The organism is Methanobrevibacter sp., assembly GCF_015062935.1.
Taxonomy (GTDB): domain Archaea; phylum Methanobacteriota; class Methanobacteria; order Methanobacteriales; family Methanobacteriaceae; genus Methanocatella.
In genome coordinates this window covers 22,931-41,908 of record NZ_SUTM01000018.1, presented here as the reverse complement: position 1 = coordinate 41,908, position 18,978 = coordinate 22,931, and the positions used below count along the sequence as shown (strand labels likewise).

Annotated in this window: 16 protein-coding genes; 10 read left to right on the top strand and 6 right to left on the bottom strand. The window is 37.4% G+C overall.

The genetic code is table 11. The features are described 5' to 3' along the window. The first annotated feature begins 37 nt into the window (after window positions 1-37). The gene (locus E7Z81_RS08985; protein ID WP_292746580.1) at window positions 38-1,276 is read left to right on the top strand and encodes a 2,3-bisphosphoglycerate-independent phosphoglycerate mutase; all 1,239 of its coding nucleotides are present in this window, start codon (window positions 38-40) and stop codon (window positions 1,274-1,276) included. Window positions 1,277-1,285: 9 nt separating this feature from the next. Continuing rightward, window positions 1,286-2,623 (top strand): phosphoglucosamine mutase, encoded by a 1,338-nt coding sequence (gene glmM / locus E7Z81_RS08980; protein ID WP_292746577.1) that lies wholly within the window; start codon window positions 1,286-1,288, stop codon window positions 2,621-2,623. A gap of 65 nt (window positions 2,624-2,688) precedes the next feature. Here glmM (E7Z81_RS08980) and E7Z81_RS08975 read toward each other — a convergent pair whose 3' ends face one another. Then, on the bottom strand, window positions 2,689-6,267 hold the full coding sequence (locus tag E7Z81_RS08975; RefSeq protein ID WP_292746574.1) for a C1 family peptidase: 3,579 nt from the start codon (window positions 6,265-6,267) through the stop codon (window positions 2,689-2,691). 243 nt (window positions 6,268-6,510) lie between these two features. After that, window positions 6,511-6,678 carry a rubredoxin gene (locus E7Z81_RS08970; protein ID WP_083495800.1) on the bottom strand — a complete coding sequence of 56 codons (168 nt, stop codon included), beginning with the start codon at window positions 6,676-6,678 and terminating at the stop codon, window positions 6,511-6,513. Between the two features lie 158 nt (window positions 6,679-6,836). Here E7Z81_RS08970 and glmU point away from each other — a divergent pair, with 158 nt between their 5' ends. The 5 genes from glmU to E7Z81_RS08945 are packed head-to-tail and all read left to right on the top strand — an operon-like array spanning window position 6,837 to window position 11,586. Continuing rightward, window positions 6,837-8,123: a bifunctional sugar-1-phosphate nucleotidylyltransferase/acetyltransferase gene (glmU, locus tag E7Z81_RS08965; protein ID WP_292746568.1), complete on the top strand. Its 1,287-nt coding sequence runs from the start codon at window positions 6,837-6,839 to the stop codon at window positions 8,121-8,123. 12 nt (window positions 8,124-8,135) lie between these two features. After that, the gene (locus E7Z81_RS08960) at window positions 8,136-8,618 is read left to right on the top strand and encodes a gamma carbonic anhydrase family protein (RefSeq protein ID WP_292746566.1); all 483 of its coding nucleotides are present in this window, start codon (window positions 8,136-8,138) and stop codon (window positions 8,616-8,618) included. 2 nt (window positions 8,619-8,620) lie between these two features. Continuing rightward, window positions 8,621-9,721: a histidinol-phosphate transaminase gene (gene hisC, locus E7Z81_RS08955; RefSeq protein ID WP_292746563.1), complete on the top strand. Its 1,101-nt coding sequence runs from the start codon at window positions 8,621-8,623 to the stop codon at window positions 9,719-9,721. Continuing rightward, complete coding sequence (locus E7Z81_RS08950) at window positions 9,721-10,431, top strand: anaerobic ribonucleoside-triphosphate reductase activating protein (RefSeq protein ID WP_292746561.1); 711 nt, start codon at window positions 9,721-9,723, stop codon at window positions 10,429-10,431. The genes hisC and E7Z81_RS08950 overlap by 1 nt, the downstream gene beginning before the upstream one ends. An 18-nt stretch (window positions 10,432-10,449) precedes the next feature. Then, the gene (locus tag E7Z81_RS08945; RefSeq protein ID WP_292746559.1) at window positions 10,450-11,586 is read left to right on the top strand and encodes a tetratricopeptide repeat protein; all 1,137 of its coding nucleotides are present in this window, start codon (window positions 10,450-10,452) and stop codon (window positions 11,584-11,586) included. A gap of 158 nt (window positions 11,587-11,744) precedes the next feature. On the opposite strand, the gene glmM (E7Z81_RS08940) is transcribed toward E7Z81_RS08945, so the two are convergent. Beyond that, entirely contained in the window at window positions 11,745-13,109 is a 1,365-nt protein-coding gene (gene glmM / locus E7Z81_RS08940; protein ID WP_292746555.1) for a phosphoglucosamine mutase, read from the bottom strand. Window positions 13,110-13,172: 63 nt separating this feature from the next. Further along, a complete protein-coding gene (locus E7Z81_RS08935; RefSeq protein WP_292746552.1) occupies window positions 13,173-13,571 on the bottom strand; it encodes an RNA-binding protein in 399 nt (132 codons plus the stop codon). 85 nt (window positions 13,572-13,656) lie between these two features. Here E7Z81_RS08935 and E7Z81_RS08930 point away from each other — a divergent pair, with 85 nt between their 5' ends. Then, complete coding sequence (locus E7Z81_RS08930; RefSeq protein WP_292746549.1) at window positions 13,657-14,289, top strand: queuosine precursor transporter; 633 nt, start codon at window positions 13,657-13,659, stop codon at window positions 14,287-14,289. Here the strand turns inward: E7Z81_RS08930 and E7Z81_RS08925 are convergent. Both E7Z81_RS08925 and thiC read right to left on the bottom strand, forming a co-directional pair. Beyond that, complete coding sequence (locus tag E7Z81_RS08925) at window positions 14,286-15,944, bottom strand: ATP-dependent DNA ligase (protein ID WP_292746546.1); 1,659 nt, start codon at window positions 15,942-15,944, stop codon at window positions 14,286-14,288. The genes E7Z81_RS08930 and E7Z81_RS08925 overlap by 4 nt on opposite strands. Beyond that, a complete protein-coding gene (gene thiC / locus E7Z81_RS08920) occupies window positions 15,944-17,218 on the bottom strand; it encodes a phosphomethylpyrimidine synthase (protein ID WP_292746542.1) in 1,275 nt (424 codons plus the stop codon). Before thiC ends, E7Z81_RS08925 begins: the two co-directional genes overlap by 1 nt. Window positions 17,219-17,334: 116 nt before the next feature. Between thiC and E7Z81_RS08915 the strand changes: the two genes are divergently transcribed. Together E7Z81_RS08915 and E7Z81_RS08910 are read left to right on the top strand one after the other, a co-directional pair. After that, a complete protein-coding gene (locus E7Z81_RS08915) occupies window positions 17,335-18,189 on the top strand; it encodes a methanogenesis marker 8 protein (RefSeq protein WP_292746540.1) in 855 nt (284 codons plus the stop codon). A gap of 8 nt (window positions 18,190-18,197) precedes the next feature. Then, window positions 18,198-18,872: a PolC-type DNA polymerase III gene (locus tag E7Z81_RS08910; protein ID WP_367263183.1), complete on the top strand. Its 675-nt coding sequence runs from the start codon at window positions 18,198-18,200 to the stop codon at window positions 18,870-18,872. Window positions 18,873-18,978 lie beyond the last annotated feature (106 nt).

Genomic DNA, 18,978 nt, shown 5'->3' with positions numbered 1-18,978 from the left:
AAATAAATTTTATAATATTATAATTTAGGTGATATTTATGAAAGGTCTTATTTTAATTATGGATGGTATGGGTGACCGTCCTATTAAAGAATTAGGAAATAAAACTCCTCTTGAAGCTGCAAATACTCCAAATATGGATAAGATGGCTGAAGAAGGAATTACTGGTATTATGGATTCAATCGCTCCGGGCATAATCCCTGGAAGTGACACTGCACACTTATCAATTTTAGGTTACGACCCTTATGAAGTATACACAGGAAGAGGTCCGTTTGAGGCTAATGGTGTAGGTGTGGACGTATTGCCTGGCGATATTGCATTCAGATGTAACTTTTCAACTGCAGATGAAGATTTAATCGTAACCGACAGACGTGCAGGAAGAATCAAGGAAGGAACCAAAGAGATTGTTGATGTTTTAAACACAATGGTTCTGGAAGACTATCCTGATGTTAAAATCATCTTTAAGGAATCAACCGGTCACAGGGCTGTTCTTGTTTTAAGAGGTGAAGGTCTTTCAGGTAAAGTAAGTGACGCAGACCCTAAGGTGGAAGGAAACAAACCTAAAGAGGTCAAACCTTTGGATGACACACCTGAAGCGGCAAAAACTGCAGACATCCTAAACAAACTTGTTGTAAAAACTTATGAAATGGTAAAAGACCATCCGGTAAACCTTAAAAGAATTGAAGAAGGCGAACCTCCTGCAAACATAGTCATTCCTCGTGGAGCAGGTGAAGTACCTGTTGTCGAATCATTAAATGATAAATATGAAGTAAATTCTGCCTGTATTGCAGAAACAGGTCTTATTATGGGTATTGGAAGATTTGCCGGTATGGACATCATTGAAATGGAAGATGTAACCGGAGGTATCGACACCAATCTTGAAAACATTCGTGATACAATTATCGACCAGGTCAAAAACTCAGACCATGACTTTTTCCTGATAAACATTGACGGTGCGGACGAAGCAGGTCACGACGGCCAGACAAAAGAGAAAAAGGAATTCATTGAAAAAGTTGATGAGGTCGTAATGAGCGAACTCATAAAACTTGAAGACGTTTACATTTACCTTACTGCAGACCACTCAACTCCAATTTCAGTCAAAAACCACTCAGGAGACCCTGTACCTGTTTTAATCAGAGGCCCTGAAGTAAGAACTGATGACGTTACCGAATTCTCAGAACGCGCATGCGCAAAAGGCGGTTTAAACAGAATCAGAGGATCTGACGTAATGAACATCATGATGGACCTAATGAATTATGCACATAAGTTCGGAGCATAGGTGGAAAAAATGGTAGCTAAAAAACTATTCGGAACATCAGGAATCAGAGGACTGATAGGCTCTGAAGTAACCTGTGAGCTTGCACTGAATGTAGGTAAATCCCTTGCATATTATTTGGGAAATGAAGGTACTGTTGTAATTGGTTATGACACAAGAACAACAAATAAAATGCTTGACCAGGCTATATGTGCAGGACTTTTGGAAAGCGGAGTTAATGTAGTAAAAATCGGCATGGTTCCAACTCCATTAGTAGGTTACGCTACCGAAAAACTGGACGCCGATGCGGGAGTTATGCTTACCGCCTCCCATAATCCTTCCCCATACAACGGAATAAAATTATGGAACAAGAACGGAATGGCATATACTTCTAAACAGGAATCAGAAATTGAAGAAATTTATGCAGAAAAATCATACATTTCAGTTCCATGGGATAAAATAGGTAAATTAAGCATTAATGAACAGATTAAAGGCCAGTATATTGATGATTTGGTCAATATGGTCGACATTAAGGAAGGTCTGAAAGTAGTAATCGACTGTGCATCAGGTGCTGGAAGCGAAATATCACCTTTAGTATTTAGAAAAGCAGGATGCGAAGTCACTACTTTAAACTCTCAGCCTGACGGATTTTTCCCTGGAAGAAACCCTGAACCGAATGCTGAAAATCTTGGAAATCTTATGAAAACAGTTGTAGCAATTGGAGCAGATTTGGGAATAGCTCATGACGGTGATGCTGACAGAATGATTACCGTTGATGAAAAAGGAAACATTTCTCCATTTGATTCACTTTTAGCATTAATCTCAAAAGAATTTGATGGGGATGTAGTAACAACTGTGGATGCGGGATTATGCATGGACGAATCAGTAAACGGCCAGGTATTCAGAACTCCTGTCGGTGACGTCAATGTTGCTGAAGTGATTATTGAAAAAGATGCTGCATTCGGAGGAGAGCCTTCAGGAACATGGCTGCACCCTGACTTCTGCATGTGTCCTGACGGAATTTTATCCGGTTTGAGAATGGCAGAGCTGGTATCTAAAAAAGGTAAATTGTCCGATCTTTTAGCTGAAATTCCATCATATCCGAATATCCGTGAAAAAATAACCTGCTCTAAAGAGGCTAAGGTTAAAGTCATGGAAAACATGGAAGAATTGCTCAAATCAGCTTTTGATGACATTGAAGACATTAATTCCATTGACGGTGTAAGATTGACATTCACCGATGACAGCTGGGTACTGGTAAGACCGTCCGGAACTGAAGACTATATAAGAATCACACTGGAATCTCGTGATGCTCAAAGGGCTGAAGAGATTAAGGATGTGTGTGTAAAAATAATTAATGAAAACTTATGAAGATATTTTTATCTTCAAAACTCTTTTTTTTTTAAAAAAATAAGAAATGTTAGAGAGTTTAATCTCTAACGTCTAACTTGTAGGGTTGATTTTACAACATCGTTTAAGTAGCTTACTTTAACGGTGTATTTTTTGACTTTAAGTTTGTTAATCACAGCTTTTTTAAGGGTAAGTGTTGCAATTCCTTTTTTATTGGTTTTTGCTTTGTATGTTTTACCGTTAACTTTGAATTTGACAACCTTGTATTTTAAAGCAGTTTTACCTTTTTTAAGGGTAGCTTTCAAAGTCAATTTTTTAGCTGATTTTTTAACTTTAACTGTTTTAGCGGTTTTAAGTACCTGTTTTACAGTTAATGTGTTTTTAACAGTCTGTTTCATGTATGTTACAGAAATTGTGTATTTTCCAGGAGTTATTGTGCTTGGTATTTTTAAAACTGCATAACCGTTAGCATTGGTTTTAACCTTAAATGACTTTTTACCGATTTTAATGGTTACAAGCACATTTTTACCAACATATTTTCCATTGTCATCTCTCAAGCGCACTTTATAGGTGTGTCCGTCATAGTAATACATGTTGACATTGGAGTTTCCACTGAATCTTGAAACAATACTGACTGTAATTGTCGCATTTTCTGTAGTAACCGGATTGTAATAGTACACATAGTGTTTTCCGATTTTGTTTCCTGCTGTTACTATGATTGGCATGGATCCGTTTACACCAGTCACGGTATCGGATACTGTTTTGTTGTCGAATTTGACTGTAACAGTTAAATTTTCAAGAGGATTTCCCTCGCTGTCTAAGAACTTGACATTTTCTAATGTCAGTTTGGTGTTGTATGCCACGGTTACTTCATATGTACCTTCACAGTCTATGGTCGGTTTGATATAGATTATGCTTGCAAAGGTTTGGTTTTTATATGTGATAATTACAGGATTTGCTCCTGACTCTAAAACACCTAGGGAAATACTTCCGCTGCCGTTTGTAATAGTCATTGTCATATTCTTGTCATCAAATGAGATAGGCAGGAAGTCAGTCTCGTAAACATTATTCACGGTAAATATTGTTTCGTTTGTAGAGTAATATTTCACGATGTTTTTACTGATTTGAGGGTTTTTGAAGGTGTATGCTTTAACAGGTGCTATTAAGTTATCTTTTGCGACGTCAATGAATTCACCGGCAATGTCTATTACATAATTTTTACCTTCAGTTGTAGGCATTCTGCTATATTTGGTCATAGGTACTGAACTGGACTGTATTCTGATTTCAAAGTTGGAATTTTCATCTACAGCAATATAACTGTCTAGTGGGATGCATTCGTATCCTGCATGTTTTGAAACACCTTCCTGGCTGTAGCATTCGTTATCATCCACATAAATGGTTATATTGTATGGAGTTTTTGCCTTTTGGAAGTATGTTCCGACTGCGGCAATGATGTCTCCATCTTCACTTGTAAATACCTGTCCGTAGGTGTCATAGCTTGGATTGAATCCGTAGCATCCGCTCAATTCGTTTTGGTAAAGTTTTTCATAGTAATTTACATTTTCAAATATGAATCCCACTGCAGGTGCTGCCAGGGATTTGTCATAATAGGAAATGTAGAAATATCCTCCGTCTCCCCAATCGGTTCCCCAGCTGTTTTTACAAATCCAGGCTCCGTTGCCAGGGGCAGGTGTTGCGAAATTATTTTTTGAATATTTGTCGTCCCATCCGACCAGTGTGACATAATGGTTTCCGCCATATTTGGAGTTATATACGCCATATGTTTTAGGGTTATATGATTTGTCGTTTGAATTTGCACCATATACATGCAGGTTCATTGCACCGTATTTGGTTAAGGCTTGTTTAACTGCAGCTTTATCTTTAATATCTACAAAAATAGCTTCCACAGCACGGTATGCATTTGGACTGTAGTTTACTGCTGAGATTTTACCAAGTTCATCGTAGCTGTCGTCTTCAGTGTTTATTGCACCGAGCCAGCTTACGAAATAGGATGTTGAAGTAAGATAGTTTCCACCTTCCAAATTGGTGGCCACTCCGTAAGGTGAATAGATTAAACCTAAGTCCTGAATATTATTTTCTGAAATATCGATTGTTTTTCCGGTTGCAATTAAAAATGCAGATTCAAATGCTCCTGCTGCACCGAATGCCCAGCATGCACCCATGAAACCTTGATTTTTAACTGAAGTTACTAATCCCTGATCTCTTAAATTGAAGTAGGAATCACTGGCTGATCCTTTTATTGTTTGCGGATTCAATATGATTGGTTCTCCATTGTATCTTACTGTAATGCTGGAGTTTCTGTTATCGAGGATGGAGTTTAACTCTCCGCAGTCTGTTATTGTAGAACCATTGTCCTCATAGCTGGTGTGTATGTCTTCTCCGTTGTTTGCAAATGTGGAATTGACAATTGTATGTCCTGTAGAAAATGTGTAAATTCCTCCACCTTTGCCTGCAGCATTGTTTTCAAATGAAGATTTGTCGATGACCATTACTCCAGCGTCAATATATGCTGCTCCACCAAGTCCGTTGATGGTGTCAACTTCATTTTCTTTAAATGTGGTTGCATTGAAGAGGACATATGCATTTGAACTGTATAATGCTCCACCTGCTTCATTTGCCCTGTTTTGTGTGAAAGTAGAGTTAATTAATTCAACTGCTTTTGCTAAGTGGAGAATTGCTCCTCCAAAATCAGCGCTGCACTGGGTGAATGTGGAGTTAACAATGCTTAAAAGTCCTTCATATGTTTTGAGTCCGTTTCCATTGAAGTCTGTAAATATTGCACCTCCATTTTTGGCGGCGCTGACATTTATGAACTCACTGTCAATTACTGTTAAGTAGGTCAAACCCTGATCATTTTTACTTTTAACGGCAACAGCTCCTGCAGTTGCATTTGCATGTAAATTTATGAATTTTGACTTTTTGATGGTGGTATTGAATGTGTTGTAAATTGCAGTTGCATATTTTGAGTTTAAATTTGCAAATGTGGTTTCATAAACGTTTATTTCACAGCCATCTCCATAAATCAGACTCCAGTTAATCGGATTTTTGTTTTCAAAAGTTCCGTTGTTTATGTTGATTTTGGACTCTGATCCGAAAATAGCAGAACCTGCATTTGGAGCGTAGGTTTCTACGAATCTGTCATTGGTACTTGTAAGGGTACTGTCGTCTGAACAGTATATTGCAGCACCGTAGTCCAATCCAGTAATGTTTTCAAAAGTTACGTTGAATGTTGTCAGTTTGCTGCCTATAACTATGATTGAGGCATCATTGAAGTTTCTCAAAACCATATTTTTTAAAGTCACGTCACTTTTTTCTATTTTGAGAAAGATTGTTTTTCCATCTCCATCAATGGCATGGTTATTGCCGTCAATGGTTAAGGTTTTTTTATAAAGTTCGATGTTTTTAACCTTATCAGTTCCTTGATTATATTTGTAATCGCTTTCTAGTGTTATTGAATCACCTGACTTGTCAACCAATTCTGAGAGATCATCATATGTTTGGGATGTTGAATTGGTAAGAACAATCGGGGAGTCATCTATTTCAAGAGTGTCCTGTGCTGTATCGTTGATGTCCTCTGCACAGACAACTCCCATGGTAATTATCAATAAAAATAGAATGATTAAACTTTTTTTATAAAATTTCATAATAATCTCCATCTTTGTTGATGAAATTATTTTTGTATATTATAATATAAAAAATTAGATGTTTCATTTAATTTAATAGTATAATTTTTAATAATATTCAATTTATGATTGAAATTGTCAGAGTGTAAATAAAAAGTAAATTGTTAAATTAAAAAAATTGATGAAAAATACATAAATGTTAAAATGTTGTCAATCGAGGCATGGTTTCGGTGGTGTAAAAAATTAAAAATAGAAGAAGAGTATTTATTCTTCTTCTGCAATGAATGCTTCAATACCTAAAGCAGCACATTCTGGGCAAACCCAGTCATCTGGCATGTCTGCAGGAGTTGCTCCAGCAGGAATGTTGTATGCAGGGTCTCCTTTTTCTGAATCGAATCTGTATTCGCAATGTAAACAAACATATATAGTCATTTTATTATCTCCTTTGTGTTTTGCTATTAGCATGGCTAATATAGTTTTACTATATTGCAACTATTATTTAAAATTAGTTATTTGATTTAGAGAAATTAATTTATAGGTAAAGAATTAAACATATAATATTATTATATAATTTTTATGGGGATAGAAAAGTGAAAGCGATTATATTAAGTGCAGGCGAAGGTTCTAGAATGAGGCCTTTAACACTAACAAAGCCTAAAACCATGTTGCCTGTTGCCGGAAAACCTATTATTCAATACAATATCGAATCATTGAGAGATAATGGAATTAAAGATATATTATTGATAGTCCGTTACAAAGAAGAGATGGTAAGGGATTACTTCGGTGACGGCAGTGAATTTGGTGTAAATATCACTTACAAGACACAAAAAGATTTCTTAGGTACTGCAAATGCTATTTCTTATGGTGAAGACTTCATCGAAGACAGTCTGATTGTTTTAAACGGAGATATTATCTTAGACAATGAAATCATCAACGAAATCATCAAAAAATTTAATTACATGAATCCTGACACCCTGATGGTATTGACAGAAGTGGAGGATCCTTCTGCATTCGGTGTCGTTGAAATCGAAGATGGAAACATTAAAAACATTGTAGAGAAACCTAAAAAAGAGGAAGCACCAAGCAATCTTGTAAATGCGGGTATTTACATTTTCAATAAGGATATCTTCTCAAAAATTGCCAAAACAGAACTCTCAGAGAGGGGTGAATATGAAATCACAGATTCAGTGTCTCTCCAGATTGAAGACGGCAAAAAGGTAATAGGACACAAAACAAACAAGGATTGGATTGATGTCGGTCGTCCATGGGAACTGATTGAAGTTAATGAAGAGCTAATTGGTCAGTTAACCACTGAAATAAAAGGAACTATCGAGGACGGAGCTCATATCCATGGTGAAGTCTTTCTGGATGAGGGAAGCATAATCCGTGCAGGAGTTTACATTGAAGGAAATGTTTACATAGGAAAAGACTGTGACATAGGTCCTAATTCATATATTAGAGGTAATTCTTACTTTGGTGATAATGTACATGTTGGAAATGCGGTTGAAATCAAAAATTCCATTGTTATGGAAAATACAAACGTCAGTCACTTGAGTTACGTTGGAGATTCAGTAATCGGTTCCAACTGTAACATAGCTGCAGGAACCAACATTGCAAACTTGAGATTTGACAATCGCTCAGTTAAAACCAAAATTAAAAATAAGATGATAGACAGCGGAAGGCGTAAGCTCGGATCCATTATTGGAGATTCCGTAAAAACCGGAATCAACTCCAGTTTTTCACCGGGTGTAAAAGTAGGCCACAACGCCACTATCGGTTCAGGGGTTTTGCTTTATGATGATGTACCCTCCGATACAAGAGTATTGGTAAAACAAAATCATATCATTCAAGACAAAAATAAGAAAAAAGAAGAATAAATTGGCGATATTATGGAAAATAAAAAAGACTCTATTGTAATATGCCCAGGTGCACAAGTAATAGGAAATGTTGAATTGGGAGAAGACGTATCAATCTGGCATGGAGCCGTTTTAAGAGGCGATACTGATTCCATAACCATAGGCAACAATTCAAATGTTCAGGATAACTGTGTAGTTCACTGCACAAAAGGTTTTCCTGTAGTTATCGGAGACAACGTTTCCGTTGGTCATGGCGCAGTTGTTCACGGTTGCACATTGGATGACAATGTTCTAATCGGAATGAACGCCACTGTCCTAAACGGTGCACACATTTCAAAGAATTCTATTGTTGGTGCAGGAGCTGTTGTAAGTGAAGGTAAGGAATTTCCTGAAGGAAGTTTGATTCTGGGAGTTCCAGGCAAAGCAGTTAAGCAGCTCAGTCCTGAACAGATACAGCACATTCAGGATAATGCAGACAATTATGTAAAACTTTCCAAACAGTATAAGGAAGATTAATAATGAAGGCAAGAAAGATTGTAGACGAAATGGATTCATATGTTCCCGGAAGGTCTCAGGGCGAGATTGCCGAGGAATTCGGATTGAATAAAGATGAAATTATTAAATTGGGTTCCAATGAAAATCCTTGGGGTCCATCTCCAAAAGCCATGGAAGCTATCAGGCATGAAATCAAATCCATAAACAGATATCCTGAATCTCAGCTGAAAGAGCTGGTTCATGAAATGGCACAATATTCCGGCGTTGAAGACAATCAGGTCATCGTTGGAGGAGACGGTGCAGATGAAATCATTGACGTGCTTGCAAAAACATTCATAGATGAAGGAGATGAATTTATAGTTCCTTTACCGTCATATATGTACTATGAATATCTGCTCCAGCAATACGGTGCCCGTCCGGTATATGCAAAATGGGATTTGGATAAGAACGAGTTGGATGTGGATTCAATTTTCGATTCAATCACTCCAAAAACCAAAATGATTTTCCTATGCAGCCCTAACAATCCTACAGGAACACTGATAAATAAGGAAACCTTATCAGATATTGCATCTAAAAATCCTGAAATACTGATTGTTATAGATGAAGCTTATTTCGAATATTCAGAGGTAACTAATAAAGATTTAATCAATGAATTTGACAATATATTCATTATCCGTACAATGTCCAAAGTACTGGGTCTTGCAGGAATGAGAATCGGTTACGGCCTTGCCTGCGAGCAGATTATAGAATATATGCATAGGATTAAACCGGTATTCTCTCTTACCCGATTGTCTTTTGTAGCTGCCCTCAATACATTCAGGGACAAGGATTACATTAAGGAATCCATAGAAAAGGGAATTGAGTCAAGAGAATATCTGTATGAAGAATTGTCAAAAATAGACTCTTTGAATGTTTTCCCATCCAAGTCCAACTTCATGCTGATTGGAATAAAGGACACTGGTTTTACAGCAGCAGAACTGGCAAGGGAGCTTATGAAAAAAGGAATAATAGTAAGGGACTGCACTTCATTTAAAGGTCTTGATGAATACTGGATTAGAATAAGTATTTGTACTCTGGAAGAGGATAAGAAGTTTATAGAAATTATTAAAGAGGTTTTAAACTAATGTATGTAGGTGGATCAGTAATATCATCTGTTGAATTTCATGGAAATATGTCTTTGGTTATTTTCATGTCCGGATGCCCTTTAACTTGCAGATATTGTCATAATGTGGAACTTCTTGAGGATTCCACAGAAAAATCCTTTGAAGAAATCAAACATGAAATAGACTCATCAAAGGACTTTTTGGATGCTGTGGTAATATCAGGTGGGGAACCGTTAATGCAGATTGATGCATTGATAGAAATATTTACTTACGTTCGCGAAATTGGTCTTAAAACTAAATTGGATACAAGTGGAATATATCCGGACAAACTTAAACAGTTGCTTGATTTAAATCTCCTGGATTTCGTTTCACTTGACGTTAAAACTACATTTTCAAAATACCGAAAAATAACAGGTTCAAACGTTGGTTTTCAAGTCAAAAAATCAATGGAACTTATCAATGAATATGATGGAGTTTATCTGGAAGCCAGAACTACATATGTTCCAACATTACACACAAAAAAAGATATTATCAATCTTGTTGATGATATTGAAGCAGATATCTATACTATACAGCAATTTAGAAATAGGAATGTGTTAGATCCTGCTTTGGAAAAAGTTGAAGTTCCAAATCCGCATGATTTAGCCGACTTAGCACGTGAGATTAAGCCCTACTTCAAGGGCCAGGTTAAAGTTAAATCCGGGGAATTCGGTGAACAGGTTATTGAATAAATTTAAGGAGGAGTTGAAGTGCCTATTTTATCATTTTCAAGTAATGATATTGATGTAATCACTGGTAAAAAAACCAGAACAATACGTAAAGCATGGAAAACTCCGCTTAAGGTAGGAGACAGACTTTATTGTTATTGGAATTTGGTTTCAAAGGAAAAAATGAAGATTTTTGAAGCATTGGTAACAAGCGTCGAAAATATTTCCTTTAAAGACATCAAGGATAATGATGAACTGGCCAGAAAGGAAGGTTTTGAAGACTCTTATGATATGCTTAGGGAATTCAAAAAGATGTACGGCGGTCAAATCAACGATGATGACGAATTCCAAATTATTTATTTTGAAAAACTCAACATCAATGAGTGGAAAGGCGATAAGATTGATGAAAAGGCAATGATTACCAAAAGGGCCGACATTCTTTTCGACAGCGGTAAATTCGACAAATCCACAATGTGCTATGAAGCGGCACTTCGCCTTGACCCTGATGATGTTTATCTTCTAAACAAGCAGGGGGATAATCTCTCCAGGTTAGGCAAGTTCGATGAAGCTATTGAATGCTATGACAAGGCTCTGGCAATCGAACCTGACAACGAATACATTCTAAACAATAAAGCTATTGCTCTTTTAAACGACGGAAGAATTGAAGAGGCATATAAAGCAAGCACAATCGCATACAACTACCGTCCAAGCAGTCCGATTGTATTGTACTGGAGAGGATTTATTTTAGAAATGCTTGGAAGATATGATGCGGCATTAAGAGTTTATGACAAGCTCATAGTCATTGACGGTGAAAATCCTGAAGTGTGGAACGCAAGGGGGAATCTGTTAACTGACATGGGCAAATTGGAAGAAGCTATCCAGTCATTTGATAAGGCTGTTGAAGTGTGTTTGGATGATGCCGACATGGATGCAAGCGCAATAAATAGAATGGGCAATGCGTACATTGATTTGGGTAAATTTGATGAGGCATTGGAGTGCTTTAACAAGGCAATATCTTTGGAAAAACATAATATTGACTTTTTGTTAAACAAGGGTGTCGTTCTGATGGAACTTGGAAAATTCGAAGAGGCTGTTGACAGTTTCAACAAGGTATTGCTTAGAAACCCTGACAATGAGGATGCATTTTTCCTAAAAGAAGAATGTTTGGAAAACTTTTAGCCAAGTTCATGTAGATGCTACATGATATTTTCATTTATTTAAAAATCAACTTTTTTTATTTTAAAAATAGCTATTATTTTAATGATGGTTTTAAAGTTAAAGTTAGTTTTAATTATATCTTCAATCAATATAATTAAAACTAGAAATGGGGCAAGATTCTATTTTTTATATTTTTTAATTAAACCTATTCCCCAGTCTGTCATTTCGTCAGCTTTTTCCTGTGAGTCGGACTCGGCAAAGCATCTGAAAATAGGTTCTGTTCCTGATGGTCTGATGATTACCCAGCCGTCTTCTTTTAGGATTTTAACACCGTCAGTTAAATCCAATTCAAAGTCGGTGGTGTTTTGAATTTCTTCGGCTATGCTTTTCATTACAAATTCTTTTTCATCGTCAGGACATTCGATTTTCATTTTACTTGCATAATAAACCGGAAGCTCTCCTACGAGTTCGGATAAAGGTTTGCCTTCTTTTGCAATTGTTTCCAGGATTTTAGCAACAGTCATTACTGCATCTCTTCCATAAACGAAATCAGGGAAAATCAATCCTCCGTTTTCCTCTCCACCAAAGAGTCCGTCTTCATCCTTGAGTTTACGTGCAACAAGCAAGTCTCCAACAGCGGTGGCTATGACATTTCCATTATATTCGTCTGCAATGTCATAAATTGCCTGGGAAGTTGCAACGGTGGTTACAATGGTTCCTCCATTGTTTTCCTTAAGCATCTGTTTTTCAACAAGTGTGAATGTCTTATCACCTAAAACAAAATTACCTTTCTCGTCAATGCAAATGGTTCTGTCAGCATCTCCGTCGTGTGCAAGACCGATATCAGCACCAAGCTCTTTAACGACGCTGATTAATTCCTGAAGGTTTTCTTCAATAGGTTCAGGGTCACGGCCTGGGAAAAATCCGTCTGCCTGAGCGTTGAGTGTAGTGACTTCACATCCCAATTTTCTGATTAGGTATGGGGCGGTATAACATCCTGCTCCGGATCCGCAGTCTACAACAACTTTCAGGTTGGCTTTGCGGATTGCTTCAACATCCACTTTGGAGATTGCCTCATCAACGTATTCTTCGATAATCTTGTCATTGTGGTAAAGTTGACCGATTTCGTTGAATGGAACTCTGTCAGGCTCTTCATCGAAGTATAATTTTTCAATTGCAAGATCCACATCGTCAGGAATTCCAATACCGAATTCGTCTAAAAATTTAAGTCCGTTATATTGTGGAGGGTTATGTGATGCTGTAATCATTACTCCTCCGTCATAATATTTACGTACTGCATACTGAACTCCTGGTGTTGGTAAAATTCCTAAATCCACTACGTCACAACCGCTTGATAAAAGTCCGGCTTTAACTGCTTCTTTTAACATGACCGTGGAGGTTCTTGGGTCTCCGCCAACAGCAACAGTTCCTTTAATTTGTGTACCGTAACATGCTGCTAGTCTTGATGCAAATTCTGGAGTTAAAACGTCATTTGCAGTTCTTCTCACACCAAAAGTACCAAATAATCGTTTTTTGTCAGACATATTATTATTTCCTATACATTTTAATGATGTTACTTTTGTTTTCAAGTAATAAATAACTATTTATCAACCGGTTATTTTCAGGCTGTCACCACTTGATAAAATCAGTTCCAAATCTGAATTGTATTCGGTTATGGTTCCTTTAACTTCCACTTTTTTATCTTTAAAGTCGTGAATGTCCATATTGGATGATTGAAGTTCGGCAGCCTGGCTTTCAAATATTATAAGGGGCATTTGGCCCGTGCCGTCATTGACGGTTAAAAAATAACTGCTTTTCGATGCTGATGATGCTACTTCCGTTACAACGCAGTCAATACATACTTCCTCATCAATCATTCCACGATTTATGTCTTCTATTTTTACTTTTTTAACTTCAATCGTTGGTGTAAATATCAGAAGGCCGATTATTCCAACAAGTGAAGTTATCAAAGCTATTTTCAATAATTTGTCATCTGTGATTTCCATAAGTTTTCATTGTGTTTTCAATTAAAAATAGCCGATAGGATTTCAACTTGTAAAATTTATTTAGCATTGAAAATATAGTATTATCATGTTTGAAAACTTAACAAAAACAGAATTGTATGCAATGCTTACAGGAGTTTTTACAGCATCACTGATAATCTCAAACATCATTGCCGGAAAAACATTTGATTTTTTCTCAGTTGTCCTTCCCTGCGGTGTAATAATATTTCCGATAATCTACATTGTCAATGATGTTCTTGCTGAAGTATACGGCTATGAAAAGGCAAGAAAAGTAATTTTGCTTGGATTTTTGATGAATCTTGTTGCCGTAATCTGTTACAATATAACTATCCTGCTTCCGGCGCCTGAATTTTTTGAAAATTCAGATGCATTTGGTGTTGTGTTGGGTTCCACATTGAGATTGCTTATTGCCAGTTTCATCGCATATCTGGCAGGTTCTCTTGTTAATGCAAAGCTGATGGTGGTTTTGAAAAAATGGAACGAAGAAAAATTGTTTTTCAGATGCATACTCTCAACATTATTCGGTGAAGGTTTGGATGCGATTATTTTCATAACAATAGGATTTTTAGGAACAATGCCTGTTGAAGCATTGATTATAATGATAGTTGCGCAAGCATTGTTCAAGACAGTCTATGAAATGATTGTATATCCTCTGACAAGATATGTGATTGGAAGCGTCAAGGCACTTCCTGAAAATTAATTTCCTGTATGGTACATGGAAAGCAGTCTTTCCACGGTATCTGCATCCATCGGACTTTTATCTTTTCTTATATTTTTAACGACAGGGAACCTTAATGAGTAACCGGTTTCATATTCCGGAGATTCTACAATTTCAGAAAATGCAATTTCCAGAACAATTTTCGGTTCCACCTTGATTTCACGACCTTTTGTTGAAATTTCAAGCTCTTTCATTTTCCCAGTTAAGTATTCAAGGGTGGCGTCATCAAGTCCGGTTGCAGCATATGCCACACTTTTAAAATCATCATTTTCATCTCTAAGGGCCACCAGGTATGATCCAACGAAATCCCCTCTTTTACCGATTCCGTATGTTCCGCCAATCACAACCATATCCAGTGTTTCAGGCTCTGCCTTGTATTTAAGCATTTTTTTGCCTCTAAGTCCTGGAATGTATGGTGCCTGTGAGTCTTTAATCATGATTCCTTCATGTCCGTCTTTAATGGAAGTTTCAAACAGCTCCTGAATCTCATTGATGTTGTCTGGAGTTCCGATTTTTAAGGTACTCAGATTCATTTCATCGACGGATGTGTCTACAATCTCTTCCAATGTTTCACGCCTTTTCATAAGTGGCTCGTCTATCATAGGTACCTTGTAGAACAATACATCAAAGAGATATAACTTCAACGGAACGTTTTCCATAGCTTCCTCAACATTGTGTTTTCTTCTGACTCTATGAAGGACATTCTGGAACGGTAGTGGTTTTCCATCTCTTGTAGCTATCACTTCACCTTCCACAATGTAGTTTTCATGAGGCAAATGCTCACGGAACAGTTCAACGATTTCCGGAAGCGCATGAGTGATGTTTTCAAGTCTGCGGGTAAATATTCTGATTTCATCTCCGTTTCTGTGAACCTGAAGTCTTATTCCGTCATACTTTGTATCACATATTGCAGTTCCCATCTCAGGGATGATTTCATCAAGTGGAGGCGCCAACTGCGCAAGCATTGGCTTGACTGGTGTTCCAGGTGTTAAATTAAGTTTTTTAAGTCCGGCTTCACCTTCCTCTTTTGCGGTACGTGCAACAACTGAAAAATCGTTTGTAAGCATTTGGGCTCGCTCAACAACTGCCTTGTCGATATTGAATGCCTGAGCTATTGCATCACGGACAACACCGTCGCCCACTCCTATTCTAAGCTCTTCTGTAATTGTTCTTGTAAGGTATTTCGCTTCAGTTGCACTTGCCTGGCTCAACAATTCCAAAATGACTGCAATTTTACGGTTGGTTGACCTTGAACCGCTGATTTGTGACAGTTTGCGCAGGCTGTTGAAAACAAAGTCAATTGTCAGAGGCTGTGAGAAAAAGGTCATCTGGGATTTTTTTGCATATAGCTTAATGCATGCAAGACCGATATCTCCTTCATCACGGACTGCATCTTCCACTGCTGCCTGTGTGGTTCCTACAGCTTCAGCAACTGCCCTTTCAACAAGTTTACCTCCGATTCCAATTTCTTCAGAACTCCAGGCAGGAAATACGACACCTAAAATCAGAAGGCCTACCTTTTCAATAGTTTCTGAATCCAGTTTTTTTAGATATTCTGCAATTATTTCTGTTTTTTCCAGTCTTTTTGTAGTTGCCTCTAGTGCAGAGTAGACATCAACCAATTCCTGATATTTCATCAAAATTCTCCTTTTGCTATTTTAACTGCACAGTATTCTCCGCACATTGCACACATTTCATCATCGTCAAGTTCGCATTTGTCACGGTATTTTCTTGGTTTTGACTTGTCCAGTGCGAGGTCAAATTGAGCTTCCCAGTCGAATTCTTTTCTTGCCTTTGCCATTGCTTTTTCTCTAGTCCATGCTGAGTCAAGGCCTTTGGCAACATCAGCCGCTTCAGCTGCAATCTTGGATGCTACAACTCCTTCCTTAACGTCCTCAAGACTTGGTAGGGAAAGGTGTTCTGCAGGAGTTACATAACACAGGAAGTTTGCACCTGATGATGCGGCAATAGCTCCTCCTATAGCGCCTGTAATGTGGTCGTAACCAGGTGCGATGTCGGTAACCAGAGGACCCAATACATAAAACGGAGCGCCGTGACATATTGTTTTTTGAATTTCCATATTTGCCTTGATTTGATTGAGAGGCATGTGTCCCGGCCCTTCAACCATTACCTGGACATTGGCATCCTGAGCTCTTTTAACCAAACCGCCCAGATTAACAAGTTCTTGAATTTGAGGGATGTCGCTTGCATCAGCCAGACAGCCTGGCCTCAGGCCGTCGCCTAATGATAATGTAATGTCGTATTCGTAGGATAATTCCAAAAGATAATCGTAATTTTTGTATAATGGGTTTTCTTCATCGTTGTGATTAATCCAGGAGGCCATGAATGTTCCTCCACGGCTTACAATGCCCATCATTCTGTTTGCATCTTTTAATTTTTGAACAAGATCTTTTGTAATGCCGCAGTGAAGTGTCATGAAGTCCACTCCCTCTTTTGCCTGGTTTTCAATGGCCTTGAAGATATCGTCAGGGTCCATATCTATGATTTCTTTGTTTTTAGCTAGTGTAACAACACCTGCCTCATAGATAGGTACTGTCCCGATGCATAAGTCGACAGCATCCATAATTTTTTGCCTGAACAGCCTTAAATCCGAACCGGTTGACAAATCCATCAGTGCATCAGCACCATATTCCTGAGCTAATTTGGCCTTGTTGATTTCCAGTTCTATATCGTCGATTTTTGATGATGAACCGATATTTGCATTAACTTTGGTTTTAAGTCCTTCACCAATACCGCATGGTTTTGAATGACCATTTATGTTTTTTGGAATTACAACTAATCCCTTGTCTATCAATCTGGCTAACTTGTTCACATCTATATTTTCTTCTTTTGCAACGAACTCCATTTCAGGAGTGACATTACCTTTTTGCGCTTCACTTTTCTGAGTCAAATTCATCCCTCTTGTTGACTAATCATTAATAATATTTTCTGTTCATACTATATAGAATTATTTAACAAAATTATTTTTATATAATAATTTTTAAAAAATTACATGATGGTGGTTATATGGCTGAAGATAGACATGTGATAGAAACATTAGGTAAAGTTAGAGTCGTTATTGAAAACGGAGAGATTACAGAAGTTGGTTCATCAGAAATGAAATATTGTCCAATGTTTCATGCAATGCATAAGGTAGATGAACTCAACGAGGAATTCATCCGCAAAAACATCAATTTCCGTATTCAGGACTTTGGAATGTGCACTCCAGACAGGGTCATTGAAATGGACGACCTGGTAACCGTCGGAATTTCCGAAATCTTAAAAACAAACATGGAAAACGGAGAGATAGACTGTGTTGTCGGCGCATGTGACGGTGCAGGAACAGTAATCATGACAAATCCACGTGTTGTACAGGGAGTCGGTGGAAGAGTGTCAGGTCTCATCAGCACCACTCCTATACCTGAAGTAATTAAAAAACTTGAAGATACAGGAAGCATTGTACTTGATCCGGAAACAGCAGAGCTTAACCAACTGGAAGGATTGAAGATAGCTATTGAAAAAGGCTATAAAAACATTGCCATAACCGTAATTCCTTCACCTATGATAAAGGAACTTCGCCAGTATCCTGTTGATGACGATGTCAATGTATATATCTTTGTTGCACATACAACAGGCGTAAGTGCAGAGGAAGCAGAAATGGTATTTAAAAATGGGGATATCGTAACTGCCTGCGCCTCAAAAGAGGTCAGCGACTATGCCGATGAGCATAAACCATATTACTACGGGTTAAAGGTACCAATATTCTGTGCAAGCGAGGACGGAAGAAGATTTTTGGACAACCGTCTTAAAAAAATCAACAAACCTTTAACAACCAATGATTATCCGAGAAACAAGGATGATTCTCCTCGTAAGTTGCTTTAACTGGAGGCATTACAATTAAAAAGATATTTTTTGATACTGAAACAACCGGTTTGAACTGCAGGAACTGTCAGATTATAGAACTGGCAATGATTACTGTTGTGGATGGCAAAATCGTTGAAGAATATGATGAATTCATTAAATATGAAAAGTCGTTGCCATTTAAAATTACTAAAATCACAGGCATTACTGATGCCATGCTTGAAAATGAAGGTTTAAGTGAAAAACAGGTGGCATCTGATTTGAGGGAGCGCCTCCTTGATGATGCGTTAATGATTGCACACAATGCCCAGTTCGATTTGTCTTTTATTTACTTTTTGCTGAAGAAATACTATCCTGATGAGGCATACGGGCTTCTGTCTAAACTGGACTGGCTGGATACTCTGACTGTATTGAAAGACAGAAAAAAATATCCTCATAAACTAATAGATGCTGTAAGGTATTATGAAGTTGAAGAAGTTAATTTTCATAGGGCCATTGATGATACAAAAGCATTATATGAAGTTTTCAATGAATTAAAAAAAGAGCGCAATGATCTGGATGAATATAAAAATGTTTTTGGATATAATCCGAAATATGGCGTTGGAGGATTAAAATTCAAATTCATAAAATATGGGGCACAACAATTTCACAATTTTAAAGTGCCGGATAATATGATTCTACCGAATCTGATTTCGAAAAAATAGATATTTGTTTTTAATTATATAATGGAGGTTAGGGAGAGATTTCTGTATCCCTCCCGGATAAATATGGTTAGAAATCAATAAGATTAAGTGAGGGAAGTGTTTTTCT